Below are 12,424 nucleotides of genomic sequence, written 5' to 3' on the forward strand. Positions count from 1 at the left end.
AAGAACATAATAAAATTATAGTAAACTAATTTGTAAAATGGTTAATTCAGGAGGGAAAATATTGATGCATATAGATAAGAATGTAAGAACATCTGGTGTGTATGTAATGTATAAAAATTTATTTGTTTTTCAGGTTGGACCAACTAGTAAAGGCGATACATTAGGTGTAGTAAGGCTTGGTGGACATAAAGAAGGCGAAGAAACAGCGGTAGAAACTGCTAAAAGAGAAGTGAGAGAAGAAGCTGCTATAGATATTACTATTTTGAGTTCACCAAGTACATATTATAAAGAGAACTGGAATGCGCAACCTAAGAAAATAAAAGTAGAAAATGAAATCAATCCAATATTAATTATTGATAGTCCAGATGAAACTTTATCTACTATGTATATGGCACATGCAGAAAATGAACCAACTCCATCTTCTGAAACGAACGGGCTCTTATTACTTTCAGTAAATGATATTAGGCTTATTTGTAGTAAGGAAATAACACTAAATGATTATATTAAGCAAGATGGAATAGCTGTATTGAAAGAAAAAATGAATAAAGAGTTAATCTTGCAACCTTTTCCACAACTTATGTTTTTAGCAGAACTTTTAAAAAAGGATCCTGTATTACTTCAGCAGTTTCTAAATTAGCAACAAAAGCCACCTTTATAAGGGGCTTTTGTTTTAAATAATTTAATGGTATGTGTATCCTCCATCAGGAAACAATACATTGCCTGTAGTAAAACTATTTTGCATTAAATATAGTACAGTATGCGCAATTTCATCATTATGCCCAGGTCGTTTTACAAGAGATAGAGATTTATAAGTTTCATAAGCAGCTAGTCTATTTTCATTTTGTTCATTCTTTCTTTGTATTGTTCCGGGAGAAACAACATTAACTCTAATTGGAGCTAGCTCAACAGCTAAAGCTTTCCCTAAACTTTCAATAGCACCATTACATGCTCCGTAAGCAGGCGCTCCTTTAAGTGGTCTTTGACTAAATGCACCGGACATTAATACGATAGATCCAGAGTTTACAAGAAAAGGAATTGCATATTTTACGGCATAATATTGTGGCCAAAACTTTCCGATAAAGCTACTTTCGGCAATATCATCTGTAGTGGTTATTGGTCCGAGTGTGTAAGAAGCTCCTGGTGTGAACAAATGATTAAAATCCCCAATGTTCTTGAAAAACGCTTTTAATTGGTTTTTGTCTTGGTTATCCAATACATAAGTCTGAAGATGATTGTTATTAATTACTTCTTGAGCAATCATTAATTTTTCTTTGGATTTTCCTGCAATAATAACATGTGCGCCTTGTTCAATTGCTTGTTGTGCTGTTGCAAACCCAATACCAGAACTCCCACCAATGATAACGATACGGCTACCTTTTAATGTAGTAATAGGCATATTTAAGCCACTCCTTTAATAAAAACTTTAAAATACTATGCTTTTATTATTCGCTAAAAGGTAGCACGTGAAAAGTACGCACTTTATATGTACATAGTCACAAATTTCGTACTAATCGCTATTCATGCGGATAAGTAATATGAAAAATTGCTAAATATGTTTTATGATATCTGAGGAGAGGTGAGAAAATGGATTTACAAGAACCGAAGTTAAAAGGGGTAATAGCAACATTACAAATAATCGGTGGAAAATGGAAGCCACTCATTTTATTTATTTTGCTAACAGATGGAACGAAACGATTTGGTGAATTAAAGCGATTAATACCCGATATATCTCAGGGCACATTAGCGAAGCAACTTAGAGAATTAGAGTTAGATCGACTAATAGAACGAGAAATTTATCAAGAAATACCACCTAAAGTGGAGTATAGCTTAACTGCGCATGGAAAAACGGTAAGTGTTGTTTTGGATAGTATGTGTGGTTGGGGAAGGAAACATTTAGAATATATCAACAAGAATTAACTGTAAATTTATTATGTAAACTAAAAAAATAGAAAGTTGTTATTTCAATAATTTGTATTTTATAATATATATAATTAGATGATGTTATCGTAGATATAATCTTTTAATTGAGGTGGGATAGATGAAATTATTTATTGCTCGAAGGAAGTAGTTGTTTGAAACTGAAAGATGTGTACCAGATATAAAAAGAAATTTACGAAAATATAAACTATGAGTCTAATTCGGGGGACTTCAGGATTGAACATTTCATACATAGTAACAAAGGGGAAATAATAAAATGAATGAATTAGAGTACAAAAACTTTTATGATAAAGTAGGAAGAGTAAATGGATGGGATTTTAGTAAAATAAAATGTGAAACTGTAGGAGATACATGGGACTTTTATGGAGAAGTGAAAGAAAAATGTAAACTATCAGACACTCTACTTGATGTTGGTACAGGTGGAGGAGAGAATGTACTTCACATAGCATCATCAGCTAAATTGTTAATTGGAATTGATAATTCTAACGGCATGATTGAAACGGCACATTCTAACTTGAAAAAATCAGGTATACAAAATGTTGAGTTTCTTCAAATGGATTCTGAAACGTTAACGTTTCAGAATGCCTATTTTGATATCGCTTCTAATTGTCACGCACCATTTATAGCATCTGAGTTAGCAAAAGTAATGAAACAAGGTGCTTTTTTCTTAACGCAACAAGTTTGCGAACATGATAAATTGAATCTTAAAGAAGCATTTGGACGAGGACAATGCTTAGGTGAAAGAGATGGATCTTTAAAAGAAAAGTATATGGCTGAACTTATAAATGCAGGATTTGAACTCGTGCAAGTACGTGAATCTGATGTTACTGATTATTACAGTACGCCGGAAGATCTTATTTTCTTGTTAAAACATACACCTATTATTCCTAGATTTGGAGAAGAGGAAGAGGATTTTACTATTTTACAAATGTTCATTGATGCAAATAGTTCTGAAAAGGGGATTCATACGAATTCAAAAAGATTTATGATTATTGCTGTAAAATCATAATGTATTTTATTGTAGAAGCTGCTTTTCGTTTGAGGAAAGGCAGCTTTTTTGTATGGAAACAATGCAGGATAAATTTAAATATTCATACTAAAGTTGTAGCTTTTATATGAAAAAATCCACCCTTCTGTTTGATTTTATCTATTTATAAGTGTAATACAATACGAATAGATAATATGAAACAAGGGGGAATGTAACGTGATTACACATATTTCAGATATAAAACTACAAACGGTTTCCATAGAAGGGGTAAAACAAGTTTATAAGGACATATTATCTTTTCCAATAAAAAAAGAAACTGCATCATTTATTCAATTTGAAATAACACCGTATACAACAATTAGTTTTCAAGAAGTGTATGAGCCAATTGCACCTGCGCACTTCGCTTTTGAAATTGCATATTCAAAATTTCATGAAACAGCAAAATGGCTTGAAAAGTCTGGGTTACTTATTGTGAAATGGAAAGATGGAAATACAATTGGTGAGGAGAACGATCTATTCAATTTATACTTTAAAGACGGAGATGGAAATCTACTCGAAATTATCGCGCATAGTTATGTTAAGGAAGATGTATTAGTATCGCAATCACCTTTAAACGTTTTATATGTAAGGGAAATCGGTCTTCCCGTTAAAAGTGTACCTGTATTTACGGAATGGTTGAAATCAAATCTAAATATGAAAACAATGGAAGATGGGGATATTTTTAACTTTGTTATAGGTGGCACCGCATACATCGTTGCAACTTGGTGGCAGCGACCTTGGATCCCAATTGCGATGAAAGCTTTACCACCAAAAGTACAGGTTTCTTTCGGAACACCAGATCAAGCATTTTTACAGCACATCCAAATTAACTTTAAGAAAAATAGTGTCCCATTTCAATGTAAACCTAATGAAGTATCATTTATTGAGCAGGGATATGCATTTTCAATTGTGCATACACCAAATTTCCCTTCTGATATTCCTAATAAATTAAAGTTACCACTTTCTATTTAAAGATAGAAAGTGGTTTCCATGTAGTTAAACAACAGCATTTTTAAACATTGATATAGGTATATTTAGTTTCGATCTTCATCCTATAAAGATTCATTATCCGTACTTGTTCCTCAGTTAATTCTTCTTTATCCCAATACATATGCATTAAACTATATTCAAAAAGCTCCTTTAATTTTATAAACAATGGAAACTTGACTATCATCTCTTTTGGGAGTTCATTTTCTTCTTGATATCCGTCAAATATTGCTTTTGTAATAGAACGCTCATAGTTTGCGATATTCCCATCTCCGACAAATGAATATTCTATCGCACTATAAATAGGAACTGCTAAATCAAATATATAAAAATGTTTTTCGCAGTCTTGAAAATCTATCATTGTTAAGTTTGAATTATTTTCGACTAAAATGTTTTCTAACCATAAATCTCCGTGTATTAAGCCGTAATTTGAAGGGGATTTTGGTAGCTCTTTTATGGAAGTTAAAACGTCAGATGCAATTTCTCTTATTGTATTTTCTTCTTTAGGGATATATTTAAGAAAATTATATTCTTCATTTTCATACCAATCGTTTATATGTTTTACTTGTTTAATCTTTTCAAAGCTTTTAGATATACGTTGTAATTTTCCAATTTGTTTACCAAGTTTTTTAAATATATTAGAATTCCATTCAGACCTTGGTAAATGTATACCAGGAGCAGCTTTATATAATACGGCAAGAATCTCCTTGTCTAATGTTAACCTTTCTACTAAATTCCCATTAAGAGAAGGTATTATTGGAGGAACTGCTAAACCATTTTGATATAAAAAATTCGTATATGAAACTTCTTCTAATTGTTCTTCATACGTTTTGTAGTTTGTAATTCTAATGAAATATGTACCTTGTTGTGCGTGACATTGATACATTTCATTCGTTATAGGTTTAATGTCAATAAAATTTAATGGATATCGTTCGTTTATTAATTGGAGTATTTCTTTTTCCAGCTCGTTCATTGTAACGTCCTTTCCAAACTTTAATTTTTTACTATAGAACTAAAAGAATCTTAATTTACAACATTCGTGTTTTATTTTTGATATCCTTTAAAATGAAGCATGTTGTAATGAATGGCCCATGTTATAAAACACAAGAAATATCAAAAGAAAGAAACGAATCTCTTTTATATTTTTATATAAGGAGTGAAGGAAATGAATGAACATATACAGCAGATGATTGATTGGATTGAGAGCAATTTAAAAGAAGAATTTTCATTAAATGGATTATCGCGTTATATGGGTTATTCTCCGTATTACTGTTCTTTTAGATTTCACCAAGTAACAGGCATTAGTATTAGGCGCTATATTCTTTTAAGAAGACTGTATTTATCTGCGGAGGATTTGAAGAATGATAGAAAGATAATAGATATTGCATTGGATTATAATTATTCTTCGCAAGAGGCTTATAGTAGAGCTTTCAAAAATGTTTTTGGAATGAATCCAAGAGAATTTCAACTTAACAAAATGCCTATCCAATCATTTATTAAACTAAAAATAGAAGAGGAGTTAAAAATGAATATTTCTAGAAAATTAGAGGTTGAGCAGTTACGTATCAATAATAATGAGTTGTTTGATAAAGATGTACTTAACATATTGAATGGTCAAATGATGTATGAAGAATTTAAAACGGAGAAGCTAATGGGTGAGTCTGATTATGCCCCATTTAACGAGGCCATGTGTGTAAATATGGCTACTGCACAAGTTTTTGATGAAGAGTTTATTAAAAAAAGAGCAGAAGGTCATAACAGTTCAGTAGAAAGTTATACAAAAAAGGTCATAGATCCGTTAAAAAATCTTTTTACAAAAAAGTATAAATGCATTGTTTTATGGTTTGGTGAAGATATGTTTTGCCAAATGAATCTACTTACTATACTTTCATACCTTGAACAGTCCTCTTATGAAGGGAAGGTATACTTAAATAGCTTCAGAGAAGATGAATTTAAAGTAAATCAAATTGAACTTGAATTGAGAAATTATTCTTCGGTATACAATGAAGTATTAGTAAAACATAAAAAGGCTTCCCATAAGGTACCACCAGTAATGTATCAGTCTATAGACTTATATTTAGAAATGCTAAAACAAGATAATACTGTAATGAAATTTATCTCCAAAAATAAAGATTTATCAGCTCAAGAATTATTAACAAAGTTGTTTCAGTTATTTCCAACAATCGGATATGGGGATTCTCAGTACATAGAACTGATAAATAAAGAAGAAAGCTGCACCTAAAATATAGGAACAGCTTTCTTTTTACAATTGTTCAAGTAACTCTAATTCACTCTCTACAAATAACATTAGTTCTTTAATCGTTTCTCCTGTAAAATCAAAACGAATTCCAGCAGCTTCATATACTTCAGTTAAAGGTTTAGAGCTACCTAACGATAATGCTTTTTTATAATTTTCTATTGCTTGTTTAGGGTTTTCTTTATATTGTTTATACATTTGCAGCGCACCAAGTTGTGCGATTGCATATTCGATGTAATAGAACGGTATTTCGAATATGTGTAATACAGGTAACCAGCCGGTTGCAATCCAATCTTCATACCCTTCAATATTTACGACGTTCGATTGGTAAGTGTTATGTAATTCTAAATACTTTGCATTTCTTTCTTTAACGGTATGATTAGGATTTTCATACATCCAATGTTGAAATTGATCAACGATAAGCATTTGTGGTAAGTACTTAACAATATCCTTAAAGAAGTCTAATTTTGCTTCTATAAATTCTTCTTTATTTTCATAAAAAGTATCCCAGTACTCCATCGAAAATAATTCCATTGTCATGCTAGCTAGTTCAGCGGATTCTGAAGGGATTTCTAAATACTTTTCAAGCTCTAACTGCTTCATACATTCATTATGAATACTATGGCCCATTTCATGGAGGAAAGTAGTAACATCATAATGTGTATGATTGAGATTCATAAAAATAAAAGATAATTGAGAAGCAGGCAAATATTCACAAAATCCACCGGGTCCTTTTCCTTTACGGCTTTCTAAATCTAAGCAATTATTTTTCTGCATACGATCCAGTAATGTAGAAAATTCAGGATCTAGTTTGTGTAAAATAAGAGAACTTTTTTCGATTAAATCACTCGCGTCTTCGATAGGTTTTAATGCTTTTTGGTTTGGTGCGGTTGCTTTTAAATCCCATGGACGAAGGCTATCTACTTGAAGTTCAGATTTTTTCTCATTAAATATTTTATCGATAAGTGGTACTACGTATTTACGAATAGATTCAGCAAGTTCATAGCAATCTTCAGGTGTATAATCAAAACGTTCATGTTTTTTGAACATATAATCACGATAATTATGTAATTGAATGTTTTTTGCTTTTTGGTGACGGATTACGATTAATTCATTTAATATATTTTGTAAATTATCTTCAACAGATAAGAATTTTTCAGAAATGAGAGTTTTTGCTTTTTTTCGTATATGACGATCCGGATCTTGTAAGTAAGACTGTAGTTCAGTAATTGTTTTTTCTTCACCATCCCATAGTGCAGTTAAACCACCTGTAATTTCGAAGTAATCGGTTACTAGTTTGTCTTCAGTTACCTCTAAATCAATGTTCTTTTCACAAAATAAAGTCTGAGCATTCTTTATTTTTTTATCTAGTAAGCTATGCGTTTTTGGATCAAGTTCCATTCGAAAAGGTGACTCTAAATATTTATTATCAAATGAATTTTGATAACGTTTCAAAAGAGGCCTTACAAATTGTTGATCATATCCAGAAGTATCTTTTATTTCTTTATTATCTGTATTACATTGAAAGGCGATATAGTGCGATCTTAATTGTTCTTCAATTTCCCAAATGAATATAGATTGTTTTTTTAACCAGTTTTCAAGTTCTAGTTTTGAAGAAATGACTTCATTTAATAAAGTAGAAAGAGCTTTTTCTAATTCTAATACATTATTAATATCAATCGTATTTACACGTTGCAATATTTATCCCTCACTTTTTATTTACTTAAGGAAGTATTCTTCTTCTTTACTACAATCCCTTTTTTTCCTAGGAAGTTTGTGCCCACAACTCCAAGAACAATCAAAATTGTTCCGATGATGTGATAGTATGCGATTTGTTCATGTAAGAATACAACACCCGCGATAATTGTAATAAGTGTAGATAAGTTGCTGAAAACACTTATTTTAGCTGCTTCAATATAAGATAACGAATAGTTTAATAACAATGCGGTTAGTAAAGAAGATAGCAAACCTAAATATAAAATGGAAATAAGAAATGTTCCGTTCATAAATGGTTTAAAGTATATAGTTAATGTCCCTTTGTTTATATGGCTGATGATAGCAATTAAATTAAAACTAATAAAACCAATCGCTGTCATTGTATAAGTTAAATCCATAAGCTTGAAATTATTTGCCATTTTCCGTGCTAATACATTATAGAAAGCAGATGATAATGCCGATAACAAAATAAGAGTAACGCCGATGATACTAGTTTCATAAGCCCCTAGACCATTCATTATAAATATATAAATGACACCGATGACGGAGATGAGTACAGAGATTTTTTGTGATGTATTCGTATACTCTTTTAAAAAATAGGAAGCTAAGATCATCGTAAATATTGGGATCACCGCTTGTATAATTCCTGCTTCAGATGAACTTGTATACACTAATCCAAAAGCTTGAAAAGCAAAAAAAAGTGCTGGATAAAAAATCGCAATTGGTAAAAGAGAAAGTATATTTTTAAATGATATATTTAACTTTATGAATCCAAAAATAACCGGAATATTTGCTGCTATGAAAGCAACTGTAAAACGATGAGCCAGAGTATCAAGAGGGCTTGTAATGGTTAGTGTTAGTTTCACGAATAAAAAAGAAAATCCAATAATAAATGAATAGAGTAATGCTGATATATATGCTTTTGTTGTATTTTTCATAATTTCACCTCATAGTAGTTGATTTCTTACTGGCCAGTATACGTACATAGTAAACTTTCTGATCTAGTGCTACAATGTGAACAAACACAAACTGTACCGGTACAAATTAAATGATGAGGTGGTAATGATGTATAAGTATTTACATGTTTTCAACGACTTAGAAAGTATGATTCAAAATGGGGAGATAAAAGAAGGTAAGAAACTACCGTCTATTCGGACACTAGTTACGCAATATGAGTGTAATAAGGCAACGGTTATACGGGCGCTACATGAATTAGAAAAGCGTCATATTATTTATTCTGTGCCTCAAAGTGGGTACTACGTTGTTAAAAAATCTGGGAATACCATAGAAAATAACGAGATAATTGATTTTGCTTCCTCAGCACCAGATCCAGATGTTTTCCCATATTTAGATTTTCAGCATTGTATTAATAAGGCCATTGATACGTATAAAAATGACTTGTTCGTATACGGAACGCCGAAAGGTTTACCGTCTTTAATTCCGGTCATTCAAAAACAATTAGCAAATTATCAAGTCTTCACGAAAGAAGAAAATATTTTTATAACGTCAGGTGTACAACAAGCGCTAGCGATACTAACTTCTATACCATTTCCAAATGAGAATGAAACGATATTAATTGAACAGCCAACATATCATTTATATATTGAATATCTAGAAATAAATAAAATTCCTGTAATCGGTATTAAACGTACGAATGAAGGTATTGACTTGCATGAATTGGAGCGTATATTTCGAACAGGTAAAATAAAATTCTTTTATACGATACCGAGATATCATCATCCGCTTGGAACTTCTTATTCTAAAGATGAGAAAGAAAAAATCGTGTTATTGGCTAAGAAATATAATGTATTTATAGTGGAAGATGATTATTTAGCAGATTTAGAAACAGATTCAAAAGCAGATCCGTTATATAGCTTGGATAATTGTAATCACGTAATATATTTAAAAAGTTACTCTAAGATTATTTTTCCAGGTTTACGGGTTGGAGTTGCGGTCATTCCACCATCCATCGCAAATGATTTCCATACATATAAAAAGATATTAGATATTGATAGTCCGATGATTTCTCAAGCGGCTTTAGAAATTTATATAAAGAGCGGTATGTTTGAACGTCATAAAAACAAAATTAAATCTTCCTATCACGATAGATCTAAAAAACTAGCAGAAACATTAGAAAGAATACAAAGTGAAACCCCGTTTTTATTCACATATAACAAGCAAAATACAATTGGAATCCATACTTGTTTAGAATTACATAAAACCAGTATTTCAGAAAAGCTTTTACAAAGACTAAGTGAAATTCAAATAAGTATTGATACGATTGATAAAAATTATGTGAAAGGTTTTCCGATAGAAAGGCTATTAAAATTAAACGTATCGAATGTGAAGGAAGATAGGATTGAAGAGGGAATTCGTAAAGTAATTGAGAAAATCAAAAAAGTGGAACGTCTAAATTTTCAATTTAAAAAAGAATAAGATGGAAAAGGAGGTTTGTGGTGAGACGCAAAATAATTCTCTTGTTTGTATGTATCGCTATAATAATTGGAGCTATAGTTGTGACTAAATATTTAAAAAAAGATGATCAGTGCTTTGCAGTTGGTAAATATTCAAGAGGTATTATCGTAGATCAAAATAACGAACCTATTTCTAATGTGAAAATTTATGAAGGTTCTATTGAAAGTAAGGAACGTAGTATTTCAAATGCACAAGGTGAATTTGAAATATCACATGGTATTTGTGGTGAGATTGTATTACAATTTGTTACCTCAGATGGAGAAAACTATACGAGGAAATATGATAGCAAGCATATACCAGAAGTGATAAAATTGAAATATAAAAAGTAAGGGGAATTACACGCAACCATTACAAGGAAAAAGAGTTGAATTAATATTTTTTAGAGCACTCAATAGCTGCGTGCTCTTTTTATTTGGGACATAAGTACTTAAAATGGAAATAAAATACCAATATATGGTACCCTTAAAGTGTAGCATTTATTTTGAATAGGAGGGTGATGGAGTCTATGGCGGTACGTATAGTCGATGATTTACAACAATTATCGTTGTTACTCATGTTTTTAAGTACATTTATATTTTACAGATACTTAAAGAAGGTTAAACGAGATAGAAAATTGACTGGTTTTGAATGGACAATGTATTTTGTCACTCAATTTGCGACATTAATTTGGGCAATGACTTATTTTATTAAACACTTAGCTGAATCGTAATTTCTATTCACTCAATCTAGTTTACTGTTATCTATTAGGAACATAAATATAGTCCGTATCTAAATCAATGACAACATCGCTCATGAGGTCTTCTTGTAATAACTTTGGGATTTTTTCATAATGATACTTTACACAAAATAAGCTTAGAAGCTCTTCATTAGACATTTCTTCATTTTTTACATTTAAATACATTATTTTTAACTTGTTAAGAGAACAGTTACGGCCAAAAACATACTCATTAATTCCATATCCATCAAATTCAATTATCATATTATCACTGTTGGGTGCTAGCCAACGTTATAGCTTAAATTTTAGATAAATCTATTATACATTTTTGGGGATGTAGTGAGAATATAATTCTATAAAGTGAGAGGATATGAATGGAACGATATAAATTAGTTTTAGAAGGCCCTAAACAATTTAAGTGGGAAAAGTGTGAAATTAAGCCTATACAGCACGACGAAATTATCATTAAAACAATCGCAGGTGCAATAAGTATTGGCGCAGAGTTACCGCAGTATAGTGGATCTGACGTTACAGATACAAATCCTATTTATCCAAGAAAAACTGGATATGAAAGTTATGGTGAAGTTATTCAAGTTGGTAATAAAGTAACAAATGTAAACGTAGGCGATAAAGTAGTTTCTTTTTATGGACATGAAACGATAGGAATAGTTACGGGGTATAAAGTAATTCGAGTACCTAGTTATATAAAGCCTAAAGTGGCTTTATTATCTATTCTTTCATGTGATGCCGCTAAAGGAGTATTGAAAATAGACCCACGGCAAGATGAAAAGGTGCTTATAACTGGAATGGGAGTTATCGGTTTACTCGCTTGTTATTTCTTAAAATCCTATGTAGGTGTTAAGCAAGTGGATGTTGTTGAACCAAATAAAAATAGAAGAGAATTTGCAAAGAAGTTTGGTGTGAAAAACACATTTGATTCAGAAGAACAAATAATAGAAACATATAATTACGGTTTCGAATGTTCTGCTACAAATAGAGGGTTTCACACATTACAAAAGGCTATTAATAATAATGGGGAAATATGTATTCTTTCTGATGGTAATATAGAAGAGCTAGCATTAACCGCCGACTTTTATCGGAAAGAATTGAAAATCATTGGTTCAAGTGACGGTTATGATTATCAAAAACATGCAGATTGGTTTTTTAGTCAAATAGAACAAACACCATGGATAGAAGAAATTTTTCAACATGAAATTCATTATTCTACACTCGAGCAATGTTTTGCAGAATTGAGTAAAGGGACAATAAATCCATTGAAAGTATTCGTTTCATATGAATAATAGGTCAA

Annotated in this window: 14 protein-coding genes; 9 read left to right on the forward strand and 5 right to left on the reverse strand. The window is 31.1% G+C overall.

Features of this window, described 5'->3' with window-relative positions; genetic code table 11:
- Positions 1 to 61 precede the first annotated feature (61 nt).
- Complete coding sequence (locus tag KZZ19_RS12080; protein ID WP_237981824.1) at positions 62 to 637, forward strand: NUDIX hydrolase; 576 nt, start codon at positions 62 to 64, stop codon at positions 635 to 637.
- A 42-nt stretch (positions 638 to 679) separates the two neighbouring features.
- On the opposite strand, the gene KZZ19_RS12085 is transcribed toward KZZ19_RS12080, so the two are convergent.
- On the reverse strand, positions 680 to 1,396 hold the full coding sequence (locus tag KZZ19_RS12085) for an SDR family oxidoreductase (protein WP_098342418.1): 717 nt from the start codon (positions 1,394 to 1,396) through the stop codon (positions 680 to 682).
- A 188-nt stretch (positions 1,397 to 1,584) separates the two neighbouring features.
- On the opposite strand from KZZ19_RS12085, the gene KZZ19_RS12090 reads away from it, so the two are divergent.
- From KZZ19_RS12090 to KZZ19_RS12100, 3 genes are all read left to right on the forward strand, one after another.
- Entirely contained in the window at positions 1,585 to 1,917 is a 333-nt protein-coding gene (locus KZZ19_RS12090) for a winged helix-turn-helix transcriptional regulator (RefSeq protein WP_088096438.1), read from the forward strand.
- A 277-nt stretch (positions 1,918 to 2,194) separates the two neighbouring features.
- Complete coding sequence (locus tag KZZ19_RS12095; RefSeq protein ID WP_237981823.1) at positions 2,195 to 2,947, forward strand: class I SAM-dependent methyltransferase; 753 nt, start codon at positions 2,195 to 2,197, stop codon at positions 2,945 to 2,947.
- A 195-nt stretch (positions 2,948 to 3,142) separates the two neighbouring features.
- On the forward strand, positions 3,143 to 3,937 hold the full coding sequence (locus tag KZZ19_RS12100; protein WP_237981822.1) for a VOC family protein: 795 nt from the start codon (positions 3,143 to 3,145) through the stop codon (positions 3,935 to 3,937).
- A gap of 40 nt (positions 3,938 to 3,977) precedes the next feature.
- Here KZZ19_RS12100 and KZZ19_RS12105 read toward each other — a convergent pair whose 3' ends face one another.
- Positions 3,978 to 4,925, reverse strand: coding sequence for a phosphotransferase enzyme family protein (locus tag KZZ19_RS12105; protein ID WP_237981821.1), 948 nt, complete (start codon positions 4,923 to 4,925; stop codon positions 3,978 to 3,980).
- Between the two features lie 192 nt (positions 4,926 to 5,117).
- On the opposite strand from KZZ19_RS12105, the gene KZZ19_RS12110 reads away from it, so the two are divergent.
- Positions 5,118 to 6,194: a helix-turn-helix domain-containing protein gene (locus KZZ19_RS12110; RefSeq protein ID WP_237981820.1), complete on the forward strand. Its 1,077-nt coding sequence runs from the start codon at positions 5,118 to 5,120 to the stop codon at positions 6,192 to 6,194.
- 21 nt (positions 6,195 to 6,215) lie between these two features.
- On the opposite strand, the gene KZZ19_RS12115 is transcribed toward KZZ19_RS12110, so the two are convergent.
- Entirely contained in the window at positions 6,216 to 7,907 is a 1,692-nt protein-coding gene (locus tag KZZ19_RS12115) for a M3 family oligoendopeptidase (protein ID WP_237981819.1), read from the reverse strand.
- A gap of 17 nt (positions 7,908 to 7,924) precedes the next feature.
- Positions 7,925 to 8,863: a DMT family transporter gene (locus KZZ19_RS12120; RefSeq protein WP_237981818.1), complete on the reverse strand. Its 939-nt coding sequence runs from the start codon at positions 8,861 to 8,863 to the stop codon at positions 7,925 to 7,927.
- A 127-nt stretch (positions 8,864 to 8,990) separates the two neighbouring features.
- Here KZZ19_RS12120 and KZZ19_RS12125 point away from each other — a divergent pair, with 127 nt between their 5' ends.
- The 3 genes from KZZ19_RS12125 (at position 8,991) to KZZ19_RS12135 (ending at position 11,109) form a co-directional block, all read left to right on the forward strand.
- Positions 8,991 to 10,361, forward strand: a complete 1,371-nt coding sequence (locus KZZ19_RS12125; RefSeq protein ID WP_237981817.1) for a PLP-dependent aminotransferase family protein — start codon at positions 8,991 to 8,993, stop codon at positions 10,359 to 10,361.
- A 20-nt stretch (positions 10,362 to 10,381) separates the two neighbouring features.
- Positions 10,382 to 10,729 carry a carboxypeptidase regulatory-like domain-containing protein gene (locus KZZ19_RS12130; protein ID WP_237981816.1) on the forward strand — a complete coding sequence of 116 codons (348 nt, stop codon included), beginning with the start codon at positions 10,382 to 10,384 and terminating at the stop codon, positions 10,727 to 10,729.
- A 176-nt stretch (positions 10,730 to 10,905) separates the two neighbouring features.
- A complete protein-coding gene (locus KZZ19_RS12135) occupies positions 10,906 to 11,109 on the forward strand; it encodes a hypothetical protein (RefSeq protein ID WP_000290885.1) in 204 nt (67 codons plus the stop codon).
- A 27-nt stretch (positions 11,110 to 11,136) separates the two neighbouring features.
- On the opposite strand, the gene KZZ19_RS12140 is transcribed toward KZZ19_RS12135, so the two are convergent.
- Positions 11,137 to 11,379 (reverse strand): hypothetical protein, encoded by a 243-nt coding sequence (locus KZZ19_RS12140; RefSeq protein WP_088096447.1) that lies wholly within the window; start codon positions 11,377 to 11,379, stop codon positions 11,137 to 11,139.
- Positions 11,380 to 11,489: 110 nt separating this feature from the next.
- Here KZZ19_RS12140 and KZZ19_RS12145 point away from each other — a divergent pair, with 110 nt between their 5' ends.
- Positions 11,490 to 12,416, forward strand: coding sequence for a zinc-binding dehydrogenase (locus KZZ19_RS12145; RefSeq protein ID WP_237981815.1), 927 nt, complete (start codon positions 11,490 to 11,492; stop codon positions 12,414 to 12,416).
- Positions 12,417 to 12,424: the final 8 nt, after the last annotated feature.

This window comes from Bacillus thuringiensis, assembly GCF_022095615.2.
Taxonomy (GTDB): Bacteria; Bacillota; Bacilli; order Bacillales; family Bacillaceae_G; genus Bacillus_A; species Bacillus_A cereus_AG.